Genomic DNA, 24120 nt, shown 5'->3' on the forward strand with positions numbered 1-24120 from the left:
AAAAAAGTATCTTACTACAACAAAATTCTTTTAAAAAGAACCGCCCCTGCGGGCGAATCTGATAGGATTTTTCCTGCAGGGGCGGTTCTGATTATTTAATTGTGATTCGTTAATCCTGTTCTTTTTTGCGGCGTCTTCTGGTTGTTTCTTCGATTGCGAGAGCTGCAACAAAGAGCAATGCCATATAGAAGCCGATTGGTGTGTCATCACCTGTCTTAACACCTGTGGAGGTACCTGGGGTTGGTGTAGGAGTTATTGTCTCCTCAGGAGTTACAGTAGGTGTTGCTTCCGGTTGTTCCTGGTTGATGATGGTTACCTCTGCATTGAGATTATTTTCATCAAACAGTACATTTCCATTTTCAACAGTTACTGCATATCTGAATCCGTCTGTACCACCTACCAGATTTCCTTCTGCATCTGTCTCTGCAACATAGAGCGTAAAGGATTCATCCGGTATTACAACTGCCTGTGTACTCTCAGATACTGTGGAACCGCCTGCAAGATCAAGTGTCAGGATGTTCTTCTCTGTTCTTGTGGAAAGAGTTGTGCACTCTTTGTCATCAAAGATACCTGCATAGAAAATCTCATCACTTTCCAGGGCATTTCCATCTGCACCAAGAAGCTTCTTGGTTACATTCAGAGTCGCGATCTTGTAGAATCCATCCGGCCATTCGCTGAACTGGTTCTCGAACGTGATGCTGCTCTTTGCGCCATCCTCAGTTACGGTGATTGCCTGTCCCTGTGGATAAACCGGTACATAAACCTTTTCATCCGGCGTCATGCCTGAATCAATTGCTTTTCCGGTTACATCTGTCTCACTTACATAGTAGGTTCTTCCAAGATCCAGATTGGTAAAGGTAACTGTGGAAGAAGATGCATTCTTAAACTCAAGTGCTTTTACATCAGAAGCAGGAATTGTGCATTCTGCATCTGCGAAAAGTGCTGCGTAGAAGGTCATGTCCTTAGCGCCTGCAAGTGCATCGTTCAGCTTCAGTTCCTTGGTGATCTCAATTGCAGCGGTCTTGCTCTTTATCATGGCATCCTTCATCTCAACTGCATTTTTTGTGTCATCTGCATCAACAGTGAAGGTGATCGGCTCTGCGATCTCATATCCTGATGGTGCTTCTGCCTCAACCAGTTTGTAGGTCTTGCCAAGAACAAGTTTCGCTGTGAGCACATGTGGTGTACCATCTGAGGTCCACTCTTCCACAACCTTATCCTGGTCATCTACTACCTGAAGTTTTGCTCCTGCAAGAGCTTTCAGGGTGGTGTCGTCTACCTTGGAAATGGTAACCTTGGTAGTATCGTTGATAAATTTCATGGCTGTCTCGGTGTAATCTTCTCCATTTACCTTGGTGGTAAGCTTCAGAGTTCCGTCACGGTTGTCTTCTACATTTACAGTTACTGTATAAACAGTCTTGTCGTATACGTAGGTATCTGCCTCTGATGGGAGCTTTTCGTTTACGGTGTAGGTAAAGGTCTTGCCAGCATCTTTCTCTGTATAGGAAAGCTTGCTGAAGCTGATCGCACCTTTTTCGTCGTTCTTGACTATCTCAATTACCTTGCCATCTGCATCTTTCAGTTCGAATTCGAAGGTTCCAAGCTGTTCAGCTTCTACCTTCATGGACTTCTGGGCTTTCAGTTCAAGGTCAGCGGAAGCACTGTAGGTGTTAGTGAAGGTAACTGCTCCAGTGAGATCTTCACTCTTTACAGGTTCGCCGTTCTTTGTAACAGAAGTAACTTTCGCTGTTAACTTGCCTGCATTGTCGTCTGTTACGTCTACTTTTACAACGTATTTGCTTTCATCATACTGATATGCCGGTTTCTCATCTTTTACTTCAGTGATCTGGTAATAATGGGTTCCGGATTGCTTGTATGTGATGATTGGGAATGTGATGGCACCGCCGTCAGCATTCTTCACAGTTTCGCTGTAACCATTTTCTACTGCCTTTCCATCTGCATCCATTTCTGTTGCCTGGAAGCTGAACTGCTCTGCCTCCAGTGTCTGGCCTTCCAGAGTCTTGGTTGCACCAAGAGCGATCTGACCAGATGTGGTGTAGGTGTTGGTAAATTCCATACCTGTTACAGTGGCATCCTCGGAAGTTGCCTTGGAGGAATGGATAACCGGGGTTACGGTTAAGGTACCGTTGCCTGCGTCTGTTACGGTTACGTTGATGGTGTAAATGGTGTCGTCGTAAGTGTAACCTGCTGCGTCACCTTTTACCTCATTTACGGTGTACTGGTATTCGCCGGTATTATCTACTTTCTTATCTGTGTTGTCTTTGTAAGCTGCATCTTTTACAAGGCTGTACTTGATTTCGTCAAAGGTTATGTTTCCGTCAGCATCGTTGGTCTTGGTCTGAAGAACAGTGCCATCTTTGTCGCGAAGCTCGAATGTAAACTGATCTGCTGCGAGTGGTGTCTCTGTGGTTGTCAGAGTCTTCTTAGCTGTCAGATTCAGGCTTCCGGATGCGGAGTAGGTGTTCTTCATCTCAGCCTTGTTGTCGATGTCTTTCTCACTTACAGTAAACTCAACAGGATCTGCCAGGGTATAACCAGCTGGAGCGGATTTCTCGATTAACTTGTAGGTTTCGCCGAGGATCAGTTTGCCAGTGATTACGTGTGGTGTTCCATCTGTGGTCCAGCTTTCGATTGCCTTGCCATCTTTGTCCTGGATTTCAAGTACTACGCCTGAAAGCTGGTTGCCAAGAGCGTCTACTTTGGTGATGGTTGCCTTGGTGGTGTCATCTTCTACCAGATATACCTTGTTACCATCTGTATCTGTCGTAGTTTTTGCATTGGTTTCAATAGTTCCATCTTTTTTAACAGTAAACTCAATATCTGTTGCATACTTATAACCAGCTGGAGCTACTGTTTCTCTAAGAACATAGCTCTTTCCAGCTTCAAGTTTAGAGCCAAAGTCGTGAGTTTTACCTTTTTCAGAAACCCACTCATCTACAGTCTTACCGGTTTCCTTATCAATGACTACAAGATGAGCACCTTCTACCTCATTACCATTTCCAAGTTCTACTTTGTTGACATTGAAATGAAGTTTGGCATCTACCAGAGTCAGTTTATTGCCAACTATTGTTTTGTTGTCCACTGTAATAGTTCCATCAGCTTCTACTTTAAAGGTAATTGAATCTGCTGCAACATATCCTGTCGGAACATTGATTTCCTCCAGTGTATAAGTGTTTCCTGCAATCAGCTTACCAATAATATCATAGCTGGTATCATCCGTTTTCCAGCTTGCTACTGCATTTCCACTATCATCTTTTACAGAAATCTGAAGCTTTGCATTCTTTACTGGATTTCCTTCATCATCGACTTTGTCGACAGTTACTGTGGTTGGAGTATTGACTACATCATAATTGCCAATTCCCTGTGTAGTAATATATCCATCTACTTTATCCTCTGTTATGGTGTATTCAATTTCCTGTCCTTTTTCATATTTCGGCTGATCTGCAAATTTCCATTTCCAGCCATCTGTCTTTGTTACAGCCTTGGAAGCAACCAATTTTTTATTTGCATAAAGATTAATAGTGATAGTTTCTGGTCTGATGTCTGCATTGCCATTGTCATTCCAGGTCTTGGTTCCTTCGATATCTACAGTTTTGGGAGTATGTGTGTTTGTGATGTTGTTCTTGTTGGCCTTATCGTAAGTAGTCTCATAGCCGCTTACCGGGGTTTCCTCCACACGGTATGTGATCTGCTTCTGGTTCTCATACTCCGGAAGGCTTCCGAAGCTGTAGTTCCAGATGTCACTGCTGGTCTTTGTCCAGGTTGCTTTCACTCCCTGTACCAGCTCTTCATCTCCATTGCCAACTTTCCGATAAAGCTTCAGTTCCACTTTCTCCGGTCTCAGTCCGTCCTGGTTCTTATTGTCATCCCAGGTCTTGGTTCCGCTGATCTCCACCGTTCCCGGTTTATGGGTATTTGTAATGTTGTTCTTGTTGGCCTTATCGTAAGTAGTCTCATAGCCGCTTACCGGGGTTTCCTCCACACGGTATGTGATCGGCTTCTGGTTCTCATACTCCGGAAGGCTTCCGAAGCTGTAGCTCCAGGTATCGCCGTTGGTCTTTGTCCAGGTTGCTTTCGCTCCCTGTACCAGTTCTTCATCTCCGGTGCCGACTTTCCGATAAAGCTTCAGTTCCACATCCTTCGGTTCCGGTCTCAGCCCGTCCTGGTCCTTATTGTCATCCCAGGTCTTGGTTCCGCTGATCTCCACCGTTCCCGGTTTATGGGTATTTGTGATGTTGTTCTTGTTGGCCTTATCGTAAGTAGTCTTATATCCGCTTACCGGGGTTTCCTCCACACGGTATGTGATCGGCTTCTGGTTCTCATACTCCGGAAGGCTTCCGAAGCTGTAGCTCCAGGTATCGCCGTTGGTCTTTGTCCAGGTTGCTTTCGCTCCCTGTACCAGTTCTTCATCTCCGGTGCCGACTTTCCGATAAAGCTTCAGTTCCACATCCTTCGGTTCCGGTCTCAGTCCGTCCTGGTCCTTATTGTCATCCCAGGTCTTGGTTCCGCTGATCTCTATTGTTCTTTTTTCTTCCTCGTTAGAAATAGGAACTACCTGTTTTTTCTCACCTTCTGACAAAACAACATTCGTTCCCTGACCAGTTACAATATAGTTGATGCCATTAACAGTCGCTTTGCCATCTTTATCTAATGTAAGAATATTGCCCTGTGCGTCGGTTTCAAATACATAATATATAGTTTCATTTTCTTCACCCAGCGGAAGATTGTTAAATACGACTGATTCGGTAGTTCCAGCTGTAGTACCTGTCAAAGTCAAACTCTTGACTGGTGAATAACGAACAAACTCATTATTCTCATTCCTTGTAAATACTGCAAAATAGAATGTTCCTTCTGCATTCTCATTTTCTGATTTAAAGGTTTTATTGACTGTGATTTTTCCAGATTCTGGAGTTTTAACCCATACACCAACCTTTGCTGGCTCTGCGATCAAAATACCAGAGGTTTTTCCTTCATCTGTATAACTATAAGCAAAACTATTCCATGCAATATTACTTTCCCCAGTATTTTCTACATATTCCGGAACTTTACCATTAAACTGGATTGTAACAGTCTTTCCTGCTGGAAGTTTGAAATCTGCTGGGAACTGGAAGCGAATCAGTCGATCTCCAGCCTGATATTCATTATGCCATTCTACTGTATCGTTATCCTTTTCAGTAGACCATTCTCCAGCACCATCTCCAATTGTTGTTGACGCATCACTTGAGAATTGTACCGTAACACCCTTAATAGTTGAGCCATCTGCACTTACTACAAGACCTCCATTGTAAGATACTTCAAAAGCACTTCCTCTTCCATAACCAGCAATTACACCAATATCTCCTACATATGGAAGACGATCGATTACAACCATATTTGCAATTGTTGTAGTAGTTGCTTCATTCTTTACATTCAAGGTATATGTTACATCTTCTCCCTGCATGCCTTCCACATAGTTTTCTGGCATTGGACGGTCACCACTTCCGGTATCATCCTTCGGATCCTTCTTATGATTTGCATGTCTATTATATGCAATAGTCTTTACAGAAGATGTTGCTACACTGGAAAGTGTATAAGATGCGGAATCCTCATATTCCTTATCAAAATCATCCTCACCTGGAACAGTTCCTGGCTCTGTATATCCATGAACAGTCAATTTAGCATGGTTTGTATAGATACCATCCTTAGAATCATCGGTGGATTTGATGCTGGTGGCATATTTAATTTCTAGATACTCGCCAGGCTCCAGTTGGAAATCGCTATTCTTCGCTGTATCAAAAGCCCATGAAATTGTTCCCTTATCTTTATCTATAGTTGGTTCAACAAATGTAATTTTGCGAAGTACTTTTCCATCGCTTTTCTTATAGACTACCATAGTGTTTTCATATTCACCAGTTTCAGATTGCTGATACTGATATCCGCTAGGTAACGTATCCAGAATAGAATAATTAGTGAGTGCCGCACCTCCGTTTCCATACGTATCATTATTAATTACAAGTTTCCATACAATCTTACTTCCAGCAGTTCCACCAATAGTGGTCAACTGACCATTATAATCTTCTCCTCCTGCATAACATCCTTCAGCAGCCTTTTCGAAAGAAATATGTGTAGTATCTTCTTCTATTGTGAAGTTATCACTGTCACTTGTTTCTGTTCCTACTTTTCCTTCTGAATTAATAAATGGTTTCGTTGCCTTTAAAGTAGCTGTATTTTTGAAAGTTTCAAGGACAAGGGAATCTTTAGAATCCTTCAGTTTCTTATATATTTCTTTTGCTTTCTCACTTGTCAGTCTGGTTTTATAAAAAATCACTAAATATGACTTACCGTTATTCCAAGCCTGTTTTGCTTTATCGAACATTGTTGTTATTGTTTTACCAGAAACATTAACTGATACATTCTCCCAAAAATTTCCTAAGTCTTCGTATGAGAGAGACGTGCTTCCTTCCATCAAGTGTGAAACAAAAACATCATTGTTCTCATCATATTTAACCCATTCCAAGCCGTCAGGTAACGTATCTGTTACTTCAAATTTGTCTATTTGTTCACTTCCACTTATTTCAGAAAGATTCTTTACTACAACGGCATAGGGGATTGTAATCTTATTTTGTAACTCTTCCGCACTATTATAGTCATCTGGATTCAAAGAATAGGTTTTATTTACATTATCTAACACACAATTTCTTTCATTCAAATATCCTCTAGCATATTTATAAACATCCATTTTTCCTTCTGCTGTCGTATATTCTACGGAAGCAACAGGTTCATGACCATTTATAGAAACCTGATTATATCCATCTTTAAAACCATTTTTTATCTTGAGCTGATAAGATAAAACCAATTCTCCATTTGGTTCAATGCAAAAGTCTTTTATGTTTTTTACTACATCTGCAGTTTTATTAGTTTTTTCATTAGCTGTAATTAAAAAACTAAAATCCTTTACAACATCCCACCTACCTTCAACAATTAGCTCATCTCCAACTTTAAGTTCTTTTACACCAGTTGCTTTTTCAACTTTTATGATTACTTTACCGTTATTAAGAACTGTTTGATGTGTTCCCCCAGCATTACCGTCTCTATTTACCAGAGTATCTTTTCCATACACTTCTGTGATATTACTCTTTCCGGTATTTTTAACAGTAATTTTATAAGTAAGAACATCCCCTACTGAAACAACACCTGGATTCGGCAAAGGGTTTCCATCTTTGTCATATACCACTTTTGTTTCCGTGCTGTCCCCCTGACTTGGTTCTACTACAATCTCAGAATCCGATTTATGATTTTCATCGATTTCCGCTGTATTTTTAACTTTAACAGAGCCAGTCTCTACTTTCGGCATCGTTGCCCAAACATTAACGGATGCAGACTCACCAGTTTTAAAAGTTCCAACAGCCTTAAATATAACTTTTGTAATTTTCCCGTTTCCGTCTTTTTCATAAACTCTTTCAATAGTGACATCGTTAGGTTTATTTTCCACGAATTTATCACTCTGTTTATTTTCTTCAATGGTAATTCCATTTGGAATATCCCAAAATGCCAATGGCTCATTTTCTGTTAATACAGACGAACTAATTCCAGTATTTTTTACTGTAATTGTATATTTTACAAGATCTTCGGAATCAGCCAAAGTTCTGTCAGCTGTTTTAGTAATATCAAAATTGCGGGAATTCTTATGTACGGTTACTTCACCCTTTACAACATACTCCCCTTTAATCACCTGTGCAACATTTTTGAAACTCTCTTCTGTTGAATTACTTTTCAGCTTAACTGGAACTTTGATGGTAACACATCCACCAGGTTGTATATCAGCCAAAGTGCCCACAAGCAAACGAGTAACTGAATCATAAGTGACTTCACCATCAAAGCTGCCACCCTCAATGGTTACCTTCGCTACCGTACCGTCCAATTCCATTCCAACAGGAAGCTTATCTGAGAATTTCCAACCACTAGCTGTTGCAGTTCCTGTGTTTTTAATTGTAATGGTATACTCTTCTTTTCCATCTACAATTGGTTCTGCAGAAGCAGTTTTGGTTACTTCCATATTCTCTTCGTCTTTTTTCTGCTTCACGGTATGGGTTTTAGTTGCCTTATCATTATTGATTGTAATCTGGTTTGTAATTTCCTGGGTTTCGTTTTGAACAACTTTCATGAGTACATAGCCCAAAACTTCTTTTCCAGATGGTACACTTTCAAATTTCCAGGTTGCCTTATCTCCAGCTATTTCTGCTGTTGCTTTTATTGGGGAATCTGCTTTTGTCCAAATTCTCTTAGATGGAGTAAATGCATTTCCACCTACATTCCACTGACCATTAGTCGACAATGTATTAAGCTCATCTTCAGTAATAAACGCAAGACTTCTGGCAGGACTAACCTTAGTAAGATCATCTTCAATAACGATATCTGTATCAACGTCTCCGTTATTTGTTGCTTTTACCTGATATAAAATATAATCGCCATAAAGTACATAGCTATTATTTTGATTATAATCATTCCAGTGCCCTGTCTTAGCTGTTTCAACATGCAAAATTGATTTATTATTGCCATGGTCATCCCGAAAATCAATCTCACCAGGTTTCTTAACGAGAACAGTTGCTTCCGCTTTATCAGCAAGCTTAATATCTGCAGAATTATCAATGGGTGAAACTGTTGTTTCTAACTCGTTGCTCACTTCTCCATCTACATAATTTTCTGCAAACTTAATTTTATCTTTGCTTACTATTACTTTTCCAGTCCAGTCATCAAGCTGTTTTTTTGGATCCTCAGAACTAGAACTTTTTGTATATGTAATAGTATATCCCACAACCTTATTCGGATCATTTTCATCATAGATTGAATTTTTCATGTATCCATTCATATTCTCAAAGGAAATAGCGGCATCTGCATCAGCCGCATCAATATACATTCCTTCAGGAAAACGCATTGTATCTATAATGCTAAAACCTTTCAGCCAAAGATTTCCCTCTTTAATCTCATCGTGATATTCATGCAGAGTAAACTTGAGATCATCTTTCATTACAAAACTTGTTGTAGTGCCAGTAGTTCCAATAGATACATTATCTGCTGTTTTTTTATGATGCCATTTCGGCTCTGCTTCACATTTCAATGAGGCATTCGCTTTGTTTTCTCCATCTACTGTAAAACTAGCATTAATATCATCTTTACTACTGCTTACGCCTTCTGGAAATTTCACTCTCATTTTTATCAACTGAGTAGATCCATTTTCAGTCAATCCTTCAACTTTGATTTTTTGATTGCCATCCGCATCAGTGCTCAAAGTGTATGTTATACCATTTGCAACATATATGTTATTTACAAAATCTGGAAATTTTGCATTCGTCTTTCCAAGATTAATTTCTACGTCAGAAGTAACAATATGATCATTGTTATTAGCCATTCCAATGGATGCAAACAAGTATCCTTCTTTACCAGATTTTATACTGGCAATAGATGCACTACCACTTTCCCCATTTTCCTTAAAAGACAAAGCAACACTAGTAATTACATTTGGATTTGAAGCGCGCGTAATTGTAGTCGTCACGCCACCCACAATTGAAAAACTATCCTGCGTAAAACCCATAGAGGTGATCTCTCCGTCTGCGTTTGTGTTTACGTACTCGGTTACAACCTCTGCCTGACCTTCATTGTCCAGATGTACAACATCTTTATTTACGACGTCACCGTCAACGGTGCTTTTCTGAATCTCTTTGAAGCTCATATCTACTTTTACATTTCCGCTTTCCGGCTCGATTCGGCTTCCATCGGCGGTCAGAAAATATACATCGTAAAGTACGTACTCAGCTTCCGTATTCTCAGCGTCCAGTCCCAACTGGCTGCTCAGCTGGCTGTTGAATGCTGCTACAGCTGCATTGTAGCGATCGGTACCAGGTGCGATATAGTCAGCTTTGATCTCTGCATCCTGTGGAAGGTTTGCATCTTCCGGAGCTGTTGCTGTAATCACTACACGACTGTCTTCATATCTGAAAGAAGTCTTCGATGTTTCTGTCGGAGTCGGTGTTGGTGTCTCACTTGGGGACGCGCTGACTTCTGGTGTCGGGGTTGCAGTTGCCTCGGCAGCTGGTGTTGTTGTAGCTTCCGGTGCTGCAGGCACTTCCGTCACTTCTGCTGCTGGTGCCGCTGTGGGCTCTGTTGCAGGTGCTTCTGTCGGAGCTGCTGCAGGCGCCTCTGTTGGCTGCTCGGCTGGTGCTTCCGTTGGCTGCTCTGCTGGCGCTTCTGTTGGCTGCTCGGCAGGTGCTTCCGTTGGCTCCTGAGCTTGTTCCGCAGCAGGAGTTTCCTGCACTTGCTGAGGTTCTTCCTGTTTCTCAGCAACCGGTTCCGCTCCCTCTGTTGCGTATGTTTCTGCTTCGTTTTCAGACGGAGTCGGTGTTGCCGTCGCGTCCTCAACGTAGGTATCGTCCGTTGCCAAAACAGTCAGACTAGACTGCTGGAATATCATAGATACCGCCAGAAGTATGGCAAAAAACGATTTCAGCCTTGAATTCTTTTTCATGTTACAGCCTCCTTTTTAAGATTGGGTTTTCCTTTTTTCAGTGTGGTTTTGCAGGCAGAACTAGCCCAAAACCCATTTTCATCATCATATCACACTGATTTTGAAGGAGCAATAATTTATGATTACCTGAAAAATCCCTGTTTTCTGCTGTTTCACTAAGAAACCGGTCACTAATCGGTCTTCATTTTCGTGTTTTTATAGTGTGTATTTTGGTGTACTAATGCTATTTTCGACTTTTCATTGAAAAAAGCATACAATTTCTTATTTTTTCTGCTTTCACAGGACAAAAAGCTACATGTTTACTCCATTTTCCCCTGTTTGAATTTCAGCATTTTGCACAATTTCACTCCCTGTTTTCTAAACTATATTCGCTCCAATTTTCGTATTTACTCATGGTGTATCTTGATGTACGTTCTTTCGTGTGCTATAATAAATGCAAGAAAACCAATGCACTTATACAATTGACAAACAAGGAATACGCACCATCTTCATTTTCAAATGATAAAGCATACAGGAGGACCCCCTATGTTTCTCAAAAAGACCCCTAAGGCAAAGGGAACTTACCTTGCCATCACCGAATCCTACTACGATAAAGAAAAGAAAGCCACTCGTCAGAAAACCATTATGGGGTTGGGATATCTGGAAGATTTAAAGAAGGATTACCCGGATCCCATCAGCCATTTCGAGAAGGTTGTGGCTGATATGAACCAGGAGCGAGAAGCCAAAAAGAACTCTGTGGTATATGTTGACCTTACTACTGCTCTCTCACCGGGAGAGCACTCTCTGAAAAATGTAGGCTACGGCATTCTGAAATACCTTTATAAGGAGCTTCAGCTTGACATTTTCTGGCGTACCAGGACCTGGAATCTATCTCTTTCGTATAATATAGAAGAACTTTTCCGATATATGGTCATTTCCCGTGCGCTTTACCCAAATTGCACCTGGAATGAAGCTATTGAAAAAGGACTCTACTTCGAAGAATCCGGAAGCATCTCAGACGAAGACCTGGATTCTGCCTTTCATGTTATCGTGAAACTGCAAAAAGATCTGCAGAAGTGGATTTATGAGCATTCCGGCAGCATCCTTTCCAGAGATACTACTTCTGCTTTTTTGGATCACACCAGCTATAATTTTTCCATTCCGGGAAGCATGCCCTCTGACACGCAGCCCAATGCCAGACGTACAGATTCCACCCTTCACCTGGATCTTCTCACGGACAGAAATGGAATCCCCATTGCATATGACCTGTCTACCAGTGGTACTGTGTTGAACCAGTCTGTTTTTAATGCTGTAAAGCAATTAAAGAGAGAGAATCCCAGAACCCGTTTTTATAATACTGCCCCTGCGCGTCCGGAGGAGGAGCCTTTTATTTGCAATGGAGTAACGGCAGACGGATATATTTATGGTCTGCCGGTACATACTGCGAATGCAGAATTTAAGGATTGGGTACTGAAGGATGGTTATCAGGAAATGAAAATTCTGAATGAAAAGCATCAGACTATCCCTCTTCTTTATAAAGAGCGGATTTTTGAGGATAGGGAAAAACAATTTGTATATTACCATGAGCTTCAGGCCAGACAGCAGCGCCTTGCCAGGGAGTCTTCCGGAAAGCGTACCGGATTGAAGCTGGACGGATACACTGCCATTGCTACTGATAATCTGGAGGCGGATAATCTTGCCCCTTATCGCCTTTTCAGCGGACTTCGTCATATGGAGAAAATTTTCCTTGATTCCAAAAGCCAGTATGACTCCTCTGCTACTTTCATCTGGACACCGGATAAGATCAATGCCCATTTTGTGATTGGGTTTGTGTCCTTTACCTTAATGCGTATGCTGCAGGCGAAGCTTGATTTCCAGTTTTCCATGGAACAGATTGGGACTTCTTTGCAGCGGTATAATTGTGTGCAGATTGCAGGAAATATTTATCAGTTTACCTATTATGATGTGATTCTGGATGCATGTGAGAAGGCACTGGGGCTGGAGCTGCATAATAAATACCGCAGCCAGCTCCAGATTCGGAGATTGCTGCGGTACTAAGAACTTTATAATTTTATATCTTTTATACATGTCAGGCTTTTTTTGCCTGGCATGTTATCTGTCTGCTCCCAGGCTTCCCTCTCCTGGAAAATGCAGTTCGTACATTTCCCGGGCAGCGCGGGTGATGATTCCAAGCTCTTCTTCCATCTTCAATGTCTGCGGAAGCACCACGGCAGTATCATAAATATCCGCTTTCAGCTTGTCCTTGGCGCGCTCACTGCTCATTTTCATAATTCCAAACAGTGTGCTGTTATAAGCCTTATCCGACTCACTAAGCTCCATATAAGTCTTCACCATATGGCAGCACTCTCTGTAAAGAAGCTCTTCATAATCCTTACCCTTGGCGCAGATTTCCTGGAATTTCATTTTATTCAGCTGTTTCATGATCTCCTTACGTCCGCCGCGGACTCCCATAAAGCGCTTGCCGCTGTCTTTATTAAACTCCATCAGCATCCACAGTGCGATTAAACCGTCAGCACGGGTATCACCGCCAAGCTCAGACGGATCCTGATAACGGATGTCCCAAAGCTCTCTGCGGATCTGATTCAGCTCTGGCTCCTCTCCTGCCTCAATGGACATATTCAAAAGTGCCAGACGTCTGGCCGGGTCCGATTCTCTGTAGTATTGTGTAATAGTCGGGGTATCCATAGTATTCTCCTTTATACTTCTTCGTAGGTCAGCTCGGTCTCAGCCATATTAAGAGCTTCCTCAATTACCTTGTCCATATCCATATAGCGGTACATGCCCAGTCGTCCGCCGAAGAGTACATTCTTCTCTTCTAATGCACGACGCTCATACTTGTCAAAGAGCTCGTCATTCTTCGGATCATTAATGGGATAATATGGCTCTTTTCCCTTCTCCCATGCTGCCGGATATTCTCTTGTGATAACAGTCTTCGGCTGTGTCCCAAACTCGAAGTGCTTATGCTCAATAATACGGGTATATGGCACCTCATAATCGGTATAGTTCACAACCGCATTTCCCTGATAGTTCCCCATATCAAGCACTTCTGTCTCAAAACGCAGGGAACGGTACTCCAGCTCACCATAGCAGTAATCGTAAAATTCATCGATCATACCGGTAAAAAGGATCTTATCTGCCTGTGCAGTGAGCTCTTCTCTATTTGCAAAGAAATCCGTCTTCAGGCAAACCTGGACACCCTCCAGAAGCTTCTTGATAATACGGGTATAGCCGCCCTTCGGAATACCCTGATAGGGATCCTTAAAATAGTTATTATCATAGGTATAACGAAGAGGAAGTCTCTTGATAATAAAGGACGGAAGATCTTTACACTCTCTTCCCCACTGCTTGCGGGTATAGCCCTCTACCAGCTTCTCATACACATCCTGTCCCACCAGCGCAAGTGCCTGCTCTTCCAGGTTCTTCGGGTGTGTGATGTGCATGCGGCTGATCTGCTCCTGAATCTTCGCCTTCGCCTCTGCCGGTGTCCGCACTCCCCAGAGCTGGTGGAATGTATTCATATTAAATGGAAGATTATACAGTTCATCCTTATAAACAGCAATAGGTGAATTTACAAAGTGGTTAAATTCTGTAAACTGATTCACATAGTCCCATATTTCCTTCTTAGAGGTATGGAAAATATGTGCACCATACTTATGCACCTGGATGCCTTCTACTTCCTCTGTGTAAATATTACCGCCGATATGATCACGCTTATCGATCACCAGGCAGGTCTTGCCCTTCTTAGTAGCTTCGTGAGCAAATACAGCTCCAAAAAGTCCGGCTCCTACAATTAAATAATCATATTTCTTCATCTTGTGTTGCCCCTTTCTGTTATGGGAATGCAGATTTATTACGTCCGTTTTCTGCCAGACACTGATATACAATGTCTTTCATTCCCGGATAAAGATGTTATTATTATAACAAATTTTCAGAAAAAAAGGTAGCCCTTTCCATATAAGGACTACCTTTTTTATAAAACTTTCTTAATGGTCGCATCGCAACCTATAACACGCATCACGATGCACAACGATCATGCAACTGCATTATTTCGCAGCAACTCTGTCAAACTCATCTGTGATTTCTTTGGATGGAGCCTTCGTCACAAGGCTGACGATCACGATCATCACCAGACTGAGCAGGAAACCAACTGCCAGGGAATAAAGTCCTGTATAGGTTCCCAGTGTCTGTCCTCCGACTAACGGAATATAGTCCCAGATAATAACAGTAAGTCCGCCAGTCACCATACCTGCAATGGCACCTGGAAGATTGGTTCTTCTCCAGAACAGGGACATTACCACGATCGGTCCAAATGCGGAACCAAGTCCTGCCCATGCATTGGAAACCAGTCCCATAATACTGCTGTCCGGATTCCAGGCAATGACAAATGCAATCACTGCGATCACGATAACCGTAATACGGCTTACTTTCAGAATCTCCTTAGAGTCAGCATCTTTCTTGATAAAGCTGTGATACAGATCCTCAGACACTGCCGAAGCAGTTACGAGAAGCTGGGAATCCGCTGTGGACATAATCGCTGCAAGGATTCCGCAAAGGAACAGTCCGCCGATAAACGGAAGCGCAAGCTCTGAAGTAAACACCTTACGGATCATCTCAATAAATACGCTCTCAGAAGAAGCAGCTCCGTTCTCCCCAAGAATAACAGGAAGCAGATAAGCTCTTCCGATCACAGCGATTGCAAATGCAGCTGACAGAGAAAGAAGATCCCATACAATGGCAATCGCCCAGGATTTCTTTAATTCTTTCTCATTCTTAACTGCCATAAATCTTACCAGTACGTGAGGCATTCCACAGTATCCAAAGCCCCATGCCAGCTGGGAAAAGATCTCTATAAAAGTATATGGCCTGTCTCCATTCATAAATGGATTCAGATAAGCGCCTGCACCACCAGTCACACCGCTCTGGGAAATCAGGTCTGTAAGATTGCCTGGAAGCAGGAAATATGCCACCAGCGGAACCACAAGAAGTCCGATAAGCATCAGGGTTCCCTGCACAAAATCTGTTACACATACCGCCATAAAGCCGCCCATGAAGGTGTAGCAAAGAATAACCGCTGCTCCAATGGCAAGTGCTATGTGATAATCAAGCCCAAATACGGTATTGAACAGCTTACCGCCTGCTGCCAGCGCAGAAGCTGTATACACCAGAAAAAAGATTACGATTACCACTGATGAGATCAGAAGCAGGATCTTTTTCTTATCACGGTAGCGGTTCTCGAAAAATGCCGGGATCGTCATGGAATTGTTTGCTGCGATGGTGTATTTACGAAGTCTTCCGGAAATACAGATCCAGTTGAGAACAGTTCCGATAAAAAGTCCTACCGCGATCCAGATCTGTCCGGATCCAAAAGAATAAATGGCTCCGGGAAGACCCATCAGAAGCCATCCGCTCATATCAGAAGCCTGTGCAGAAAGGGCTGCCACCCATCCGTTCAGTCCTCGTCCTCCAAGGAAGTAATCCTCTGAGCTGGAGGTCTTTTTCATGTAAACCGCGCCGATGACGATCATCATGGCAAGGTAAAACACAAAAGCAATCAGAATTATCACTGTTGTACCACTCAATTTTTTCTCCTCCTCTGTTATAAAATCTGCTGTCACCAAATCATCCGGACAGCAAAATAACATATTTCATACTTTACCACAGAAGAGTATGAAAGTGCAAGTGATATTGTATATTTTTTTGAAAGTCTGCGGTTGACAAACACGGAATATGAAACTACTTATCCTTCCCTTTCAGATAAACATGCTTAATATACCACAAAGCCTTTTCTTCCCCCTTGTCATTGAGGATTCGAAGCAGCCCCTCTAACTCTTTTTTCGTCTGGGGATGTACAAACCACAGCTTCGGCTTGCTTTTCAGGAAATATTCCAGCGGCTTGTGATTGTCATATGCGTCCCCAAGATAAGTCCTGGAGGCACTGATCCGGTCCATCACCATCTCTGCCACATATCTGCGGGGCATTTTCGCCCCCATGATCACATGCTCCGGATCATTTATGGAATAATCCACCCAATGCTCATAATGATGCTTATTGCGCCCTTTATGATGGAGCCAGGCGGTAGACACGCCCGTATCCTCACGTTCTGCGTTATTTGGGCTTCTGTTTCCCTGATAATATTTGCAGCCCACCAAAAATTCCGACGGGGTATATTTGGAAAGGTCATGGAGAAGCCCCTGCTTGTAAAGTCCGATTCGGAAGCAATAGTGCATAACCATCAGCTTATGCTTTGTGATTGTTTTAAAGTGAAGCCATGGATGCATTGTCGCCGGACCTCCTTTCCTTATTCTCAGCTTCTGTCACAGTATTGTCTGAAGCTGCAGTTTTCTTCGCTTCTGCGCCTGGCAGTTTTTCATTCTTTTTTCCTTTGCCAGTATGCTTTCTTTCAGGCTCCGGTTTCTTCACACCCTGAAGTACAACCACTGTACGCGGTCCCACCTCCACGGCTCTTTCATAGACCTGGCCATTTTCCCCATAAAATCCGTCACAGGTCAAATCTCCGGTATCCATCACTTTCTTCCACTCCATCCCCTCTGGCAGATTGGGAAGAGCAATATTCCTGGTTTCCCAGTGAAAATTATAGCCTGTATAAAGGAAATCATCCTCACTTCCGTCCGGCAGCTTTGCATATGCCCCGCACAGCATCACGCCGATCATGCGGCTGGTATTTTCCATGTTGCAGAACCATGCACGTTCCCCATGAAAAGACATATCCGGAAATCCCTTGCCCAGGTAATCTGCTTCTTTCATGCTCTCACTCATATGAAGGACAGGATGAGCCTTCCGAAGTGCAACTGCCTTTTTTACAAAGGCAAGCATGCTGGCATTTCTTCGCAGTCCCCGCCAGTCAATCCAGCCAATGGAATTGTCCTGGCAGTAAGCATTATTGTTTCCTTCCTGGGAATTGCCGATCTCATCACCGCCATAGATCATGGGCACTCCCTGGGAAAACAGCATCATGGCAAAAGCAGCACGCATCTGGCGCTCCCTCATCTGACGGATCCACTGCTTCCGGCTGGGTCCTTCAATACCGCAATTCCAGGAATAATTATAGCTGCAGCCGTCGTTATTGCCTTCCCCATTTGCCTCATTGTGCTTATAATTGTAGGAAACAAGGTCATTTAAAGTAAAACCGTCCTGGCAGGTAATATAATTGATCACTCCATGGTCATCCGGGTTATGACGGATGCGGTACTGCACAGCCGGAACCATATCCTCATCACTTTTCAGGAATCTGCGCATATCCTGCAAAAATCCCAGATTATATTCCGCAAAGCAGCGCTTTCCTGGTCTGCGATTCTTATAAAGAGCAGCCGTATCCATTCCTTCTGCCATGATCTTCGTCCCTGCAAGCAGGCCGTCCTTCATGATCAGGTCAAGAGGTGCCCCTTCTCCCAGAATATGAAAGCCATCCACATGATAATTCTGTTTCCAGAACTGCACTGCACGAAGTGCCATTAAAGGATTAACTTCTGCCGGAAAATACATTTCCATGATACAGCCAATCCCTGCTTTGTGAAAAGCCCTGATCATGTCGCAAAATTCCCTGTGGGGATCCCGGGTAGCGCAATAAGCACTCTTTGGCGCGAAATAAAGACCATTTCCATATCCCCAGTAATTTACCTCGTCTTTTTTCCCCTTCTGGGAAACCAAACCGTCTGGCTCCTTTGGCGGAACCACCTCCATAAATTCATAGGCCGGCATAAGCTCTACTGTATTAATGCCAAGCTCCTGCCAGTATGGGATCATCTGTACCAAACCGGAAAAAGTGCCCCGGAGACCTGCCGGCAGCTTAGCCTGCCTGGTGTATCCCCGAACATGTACTTTATAGAGGATCATATCTCCAAAGTCTGTTTCCGGTGCTTTCTCATCCCCCCAGTCATAACCATTTCCGGACCAGAAGCCGCAGCGCACCTTGTGGGGATCCTCCTCCCACGCTGCCCCAAAGTGCTCTCTTCCGCTGATCCTGCTGGCACAGGGATCCAGATAGATTTCCCCGTTTATCTTAAAATTGTATTCCAGATTGGTTACATTTAATTTTTTCATAAAGACAGAAAAAATCCGTCCTGTACGATATTTTTCATCCAGAAGAAGCTCATAAAAGGGCTCTCTTCCCCTCTTCCTGTAAAGGAGCAGGTAAACCTCAGAATCCTCTTCCGCTTCCACTGCAAAATTATATCCATCTGCCATCTGGGTTACCCCAAGTAAAAGAGGATAACCGTATGTCACAACCACGCTCTTATTTCCCGGTATTGGCACTTTATAAGCCCTCCTGTCTTTGTCTGCTGTCTCGTCTGTAGCCATTTTTGTACACAGAGCACGTTTCCCAAAGGGAATCTGCACAATGCAATCTTTCTCATGAAATAAAATCATCCGATGATATCTGTTTATCCCCAGATCCTGCCATACATGACTCCCTATGGTCTAAAATTTCAGATCCAGTTCTACAGGACAATGGTCGGACCCCATTATCTCGCTGTGAATCTTCACATCCTCCAGATTCTCTTTCAAGGACGGAGAGGTGATGAAATAATCAATTCTCCATCCGGCATTCTTCTCTCTTGCCTTAAATCGGTAAGACCACCAGGAGTAGGCACCCTCAAGTTCCGGATAAAAGTAACGAAATGTATCAATAAATCCAGCTTCCAGAGTTCTGGTAAAGCAGGCTCTCTCTTCATCTGTGAAGCCTGCGTTCATCCGGTTGGTCTTAGGATTCTTCAGGTCAATTTCCTGATGTGCCACATTCATGTCTCCACAGCAGATCACAGGCTTTTTCTCCTGAAGCTTCAGAAGATAAGTCAGGAAATCTCTTTCCCATTCCATGCGGTATTCCAGTCTTCGAAGCTCTGACTGGGAATTGGGCGTATATACGGTAACCAGATAAAAATCATCCATCTCTGCAGTGATCACACGGCCTTCCTTATCGTGTTCCTCTATTCCAAGTCCGTAGGTCACGGACAACGGCTCTTTTTTCGTAAAAACCGCTGTTCCGGAGTATCCCTTGCGGTTCGCGTAATTCCAATATTGATAATAACCTGGAAGTTCCAGCTTCACCTGGTTCTCCTGACATTTGGTCTCCTGAAGGCAGAAAATGTCTGCGTCCAGCTTCGCAAAGCTTTCTTCAAAGCCCTTGGTAATACAGGCACGGATTCCATTTACGTTCCATGATACAAGCTTCATGTTGTTCTCCAATCTGTAAAATTTATATGATGTACAAAAATCCTTCTGTACATGATTTTGCCCATTTTTTCAAAGTTTCCAGTGAACTTCATTCACCCAAAACCTCTCATAGGATATTGCCTGTGAATATTCAATATATTCTAACACTTTCTTCATTATAACACAGATTTCCCTATTCACAAAACCCTATTTTTCTGGTACAATCTAAATATTGTCCGGGCATACCGTTACCAGTGAAAATGAAGCTAAAGAAGTCCCGGTGTTACCTTGTTTTACAGCATGAACATGCTTTTTCACAGGTAACATATAAATACAAATTTTTTATAAAGTGAGGTATTTTTAATGAGTGATTCAGATATGACAAACTCCTGCAGCAGCTGTGGAAGCAGCTCATCCTGCGGCGGTTCCGACTGTTCCACATGCGGCGGATGCAGCACTGACGCAAACCAGCACAGCACCATTACTCTTACCATGGAGGATGATACTGAGGTAGAATGCGCCATCCTTACCATTTTCCCGGTAGATGCAAAGGAGTATATTGCGCTTCTTCCTCTTGACGAAGAGGGCCAGAATCATGACGGTGAAGTTTATCTGTATTCCTTCACCCGCACTGCAGAGGGTGCTCCCATGCTTTCCAATATTGAAAGCGACGAAGAGTACAATAAGGCTGCTATCGCATTTGACACTGTTTTACAGAATGCGCGGGAAGCAGAAGCTGCCGGAACACCTTTAGAGTAATCTCTCCGGTGATCTTTAAAGAAATTTCCTGCGGGAGCATCAAAGTAATCTTCCCGGTGGTCTTTAAAGAGATTTCCTGCGGGAGCCTGTTTGAAAAAGGCTTTCTGCAAAATTTGAAAAAAGCTTAAGAACAATAAAAGCAGGTATCTGTGATTGATAAATTCATCACATTTACCTGCTTTTGTATTTCCCATAAAACTGCGAGGGTGCCGCAGCGGGTTACTTCGTCGTACTTCCAAACCCGCCATTTCTCACATCTGTCACATCATCGTCTACGGTAATCCCATACTCAACGAAGATTCCCTGCATAAAGCCTGTATCTGCCTTCAATTCTACCACTTTGTTCTCATTGGTGTCATTTGTCAGCTTGGCAAAAATATGACCTTCATTGTCAGAATAAAAATAATCGCTGTCAATAATCCCCACCGTATTATTCAGCTGCAGACGGAATTTAAATCCCAGGCCGCTTCTTGGATAGCATTTCAGCACCCACTCCTGATCCATCTCCACACGGATCCCGGTCGGAATCTTGATGGTCTCTCCTGGCTTAATGGTAAAATCAGCCGGGGAAAAGAAATCATAGCCTGCGCTTCCGGCAGTAGCTCGTCTTGGAAGACGGATTCCCTCATAAATCTTCTCTGCCTCATCAGCAGACACGCCCTCAAAAGTATCCATCCAGTCTGCCACAAAGCGCTCTTTACTTACTTTATGAAATTTTGCAATTCTTTTCATGTTTCCTCCTGTTTGTCCCGTGCAGACGCCTTTTCCAAAGCTCCGACTCTGCAGCAGATATAAAGAATGCCGGGCACATCTGTCCGGCATCCCCCAAGCTGTCACTGTGCTTTTCATACACAGTGGCCTTGCATTTTATTCTTATTTTGCCTCTGCCGGAACATCCTTGATGCTGAAGCTCATTCTTCCCATCTTGTCTTTTCCAAGGCATACAACAGTTACCTTATCTCCAAGTGTAAGAACATCCTCTACGCGGTTGATTCTCTCCTTGCAGATCTTGGAAATGTGAACCATTCCCTCTTTGCCAGGTGCGAACTCAACAAATGCGCCAAACTCCTTGATGCTTACAACCTGTCCGGTAAGGATCTGTCCCTGCTCGAAGTCAGAAGCAATGATCTCAACCATGCGCTTTGCTTCCTGCATGTTCTTGTCATCTACGCCGCAGATAGATACAGCACCCTCATCTGTGATATCGATTTTAACGCCTGTGCGCTCGATGATGGTGTTGATGGTCTTACCTCTCTGGCCAACAACATCACCGATCTTCTGAGGATCGATCTGGATCTGGATGATCTTCGGAGCATATTTTCCAACAGTTGTACGAGGTGCAGGGATACATTTCTCAATAACTTCGTTAAGGATGTACTCTCTTGCTTCCTTAGTACGTCTGATTGCTTCTTCTACGATCTGTCTTGTAAGACCGTGGATCTTAATATCCATCTGAATCGCTGTGATACCGTCATGAGTTCCGGCTACCTTGAAGTCCATGTCGCCAAAGAAGTCCTCAAGACCCTGGATATCAGTAAGAACGATATAATCATCATCTGTGTCACCTGTTACAAGACCACAGGAAATACCTGCAACCGGCTTCTTAATCGGTACACCGGCAGCCTCAAGAGACATGGTGGATGCACAGATACTTGCCTGGGAGGTAGATCCGTTTGACTCAAAGGTCTCAGATACAGTACGGATTGCATATGGGAATTCTTCTACGCTTGGAAGAACCGGTACAAGTGCTCTCTCAGCAAGTGCTCCATGACCGATCTCACGGCGTCCCGGTCCTCTGGATGGCTTTGTCTCACCTACAGAATAGGACGGGAAATTGTAGTGATGCATATATCTCTTGCTTGTCTCAAACTCGTCAAGTCCGTCAATTCTCTGTGCCTCTGCAAGAGGTGCCAGAGTAGTAATCGTACAGATCTGAGTCTGTCCACGGGTGAACATAGCGGAGCCATGTACTCTCGGGATGATATCAACCTCTGCTGCCAGAGGACGGATCTGTGTGATCGCACGGCCGTCCGGACGTTTGTGATCTTTCAGGATCATCTTACGAACGGTTTTCTTCTGATACTGGTAAACAGCCTCACCAAGAACAGCAAGCCACTCTTCCTTCTCTGCAAAAGCTTCTTTCAGCTTGTCTGTTATCTGGGCAATATTATTCTCTCTTGTCTGCTTGTCATCAGAGAATACGGCAACTTCCATTTCTTCCGGAGGAACGATCTCCTTAATGGCATCAAACAGCTCCTGCGGAACTGCACAGGACTCATAGCTGTGTTTCTCTTTCCCGCACTCAGCGATGATCTGATCAAAGAATCTGATGATCTCCTGGTTTACTTCATGTGCTTTATAAATAGCCTCGATCATCTGATCCTCCGGAACCTCGTTGGCACCAGCCTCGATCATGATAACCTTATCTCTTGTGGAAGCTACTGTCAGCTGAAGGTCAGAAATATCCTTCTGAGCCAGTGTAGGGTTCACAACATACTCTCCATTGATCAGACCAATCTGTGTCGTTGCACATGGACCATCAAATGGAATATCAGAAATACAGGTAGCAAGGGAAGAACCAAGCATAGCCGGGATTTCCGGGTTGCACTCCGGATCTACAGACATAACCATGTCTACCAGTGTTACGTCATTTCTGTAGTCCTTCGGGAACAGAGGACGCATAGGTCTGTCGATAACACGGGAGGTAAGGATTGCGTGCTCGCTTGCCTTTCCCTCTCTCTTATTGAAACCGCCCGGGATCTTTCCTACGGCGTACATTTTCTCTTCATATTCAACGCTTAACGGGAAAAAGTCGATTCCCTCTCTTGGCTCCTTGGATGCAGTTGCTGTAGCAAGTACAGTGGTATCACCATAATGCATAAGTGCTGCGCCATTGGCCTGTTTCGCAACACGTCCGATATCTACGGTAAGTGTTCTTCCAGCTAATTCCATGGAATAACTTTTGTACATGTCTTCTCTCCTTTTTCATATAAAATATTGATCTGAAGCCACCTTACACTTCTGCAGAAACTGCGAAAACCAGTTCTGACCAACGTATATTGCAGCTCTCTTTGTCTCTGTCACAACAGAAGTCCGAAACGACTGAAAAACACATTTGATATTGCTGTAGACAGGTTTCTTCAAATGTCCTTTTCAGAAGTCTCGGAAATCTTTATCTGTCAGGTCGCCCTTACAGACAATAGTGCCTCTATTGTGACACTTGTCACTATCCACAAAAGCTCCGGTGCGGAGCTTGTCTGTGAACAATCATAGCTTTCCTTACATCTTAAAATAGGGCGGATGGATATCCGCCCCTTCCGCATACTAATTATTTTCTTAAACCTAATTTCTCAATCAGTGCACGGTATCTTTCGATGTCTGTTTTCTTTAAGTAAGCTAACAGTCCACGTCTCTGACCTACCATTTTCAGCAGACCACGTCTGGAATGATGATCCTTGTGGTTGTTCTGTAAATGCTCAGTAAGCTCCTGGATTCTTGCAGTAAGAACAGCTACCTGTACCTCTGGTGAACCAGTATCTCCCTCACATCTTGCATACTCTTTCATAATTGCTGTTTTCTTTTCTTTTGAAATCATCTTGATTTCCTCCTTATTATTCTTAATGGTCTCCCATGCAGGTATTCCTGTGGGGACGTAATCGCCGCA

12 protein-coding genes are annotated in these 24120 nt (G+C 43.3%); 2 read left to right on the forward strand and 10 right to left on the reverse strand.

The window, feature by feature from the left end:
* Window positions 1–109 precede the first annotated feature (109 nt).
* Window positions 110–10522 (reverse strand): Cna B-type domain-containing protein, encoded by a 10413-nt coding sequence (locus I4V84_RS08640; protein WP_195991631.1) that lies wholly within the window; start codon window positions 10520–10522, stop codon window positions 110–112.
* A 525-nt stretch (window positions 10523–11047) separates the two neighbouring features.
* On the opposite strand from I4V84_RS08640, the gene I4V84_RS08645 reads away from it, so the two are divergent.
* A complete protein-coding gene (locus I4V84_RS08645) occupies window positions 11048–12559 on the forward strand; it encodes a hypothetical protein (protein ID WP_195991633.1) in 1512 nt (503 codons plus the stop codon).
* A 54-nt stretch (window positions 12560–12613) separates the two neighbouring features.
* On the opposite strand, the gene I4V84_RS08650 is transcribed toward I4V84_RS08645, so the two are convergent.
* The 6 genes from I4V84_RS08650 to I4V84_RS08675 form a co-directional block, all read right to left on the reverse strand.
* On the reverse strand, window positions 12614–13207 hold the full coding sequence (locus tag I4V84_RS08650; RefSeq protein ID WP_187565624.1) for a DUF6553 family protein: 594 nt from the start codon (window positions 13205–13207) through the stop codon (window positions 12614–12616).
* A gap of 11 nt (window positions 13208–13218) precedes the next feature.
* Window positions 13219–14334, reverse strand: a complete 1116-nt coding sequence (glf, locus tag I4V84_RS08655; protein WP_148462337.1) for a UDP-galactopyranose mutase — start codon at window positions 14332–14334, stop codon at window positions 13219–13221.
* Between the two features lie 231 nt (window positions 14335–14565).
* Window positions 14566–16101, reverse strand: coding sequence for a sodium/proline symporter PutP (gene putP / locus I4V84_RS08660; protein WP_195991635.1), 1536 nt, complete (start codon window positions 16099–16101; stop codon window positions 14566–14568).
* A 154-nt stretch (window positions 16102–16255) separates the two neighbouring features.
* Window positions 16256–16801 carry a DUF5662 family protein gene (locus I4V84_RS08665; RefSeq protein ID WP_173716340.1) on the reverse strand — a complete coding sequence of 182 codons (546 nt, stop codon included), beginning with the start codon at window positions 16799–16801 and terminating at the stop codon, window positions 16256–16258.
* The gene (locus tag I4V84_RS08670) at window positions 16779–18911 is read right to left on the reverse strand and encodes a Type II secretory pathway, pullulanase PulA and related glycosidase (protein ID WP_195991637.1); all 2133 of its coding nucleotides are present in this window, start codon (window positions 18909–18911) and stop codon (window positions 16779–16781) included. Before I4V84_RS08670 ends, I4V84_RS08665 begins: the two co-directional genes overlap by 23 nt.
* Window positions 18912–18962: 51 nt before the next feature.
* Window positions 18963–19718 (reverse strand): exodeoxyribonuclease III, encoded by a 756-nt coding sequence (locus I4V84_RS08675; protein ID WP_195991639.1) that lies wholly within the window; start codon window positions 19716–19718, stop codon window positions 18963–18965.
* Window positions 19719–20060: 342 nt separating this feature from the next.
* Here I4V84_RS08675 and I4V84_RS08680 point away from each other — a divergent pair, with 342 nt between their 5' ends.
* Window positions 20061–20456, forward strand: a complete 396-nt coding sequence (locus I4V84_RS08680; protein WP_118578668.1) for a DUF1292 domain-containing protein — start codon at window positions 20061–20063, stop codon at window positions 20454–20456.
* Window positions 20457–20675: 219 nt separating this feature from the next.
* Here the strand turns inward: I4V84_RS08680 and I4V84_RS08685 are convergent, their stop codons facing one another.
* The 3 genes from I4V84_RS08685 to rpsO form a co-directional block, all read right to left on the reverse strand.
* Complete coding sequence (locus I4V84_RS08685; protein WP_118578670.1) at window positions 20676–21188, reverse strand: deoxyuridine 5'-triphosphate nucleotidohydrolase; 513 nt, start codon at window positions 21186–21188, stop codon at window positions 20676–20678.
* Window positions 21189–21329: 141 nt separating this feature from the next.
* Window positions 21330–23426, reverse strand: coding sequence for a polyribonucleotide nucleotidyltransferase (locus I4V84_RS08690; RefSeq protein WP_118578672.1), 2097 nt, complete (start codon window positions 23424–23426; stop codon window positions 21330–21332).
* Between the two features lie 358 nt (window positions 23427–23784).
* A complete protein-coding gene (gene rpsO, locus I4V84_RS08695; protein ID WP_148462347.1) occupies window positions 23785–24051 on the reverse strand; it encodes a 30S ribosomal protein S15 in 267 nt (88 codons plus the stop codon).
* Window positions 24052–24120 lie beyond the last annotated feature (69 nt).

It is taken from the genome of Ruminococcus sp. 1001713B170207_170306_F1, from assembly GCF_015668065.1.
GTDB lineage: Bacteria > Bacillota > Clostridia > Lachnospirales > Lachnospiraceae > Blautia_A > Blautia_A faecis.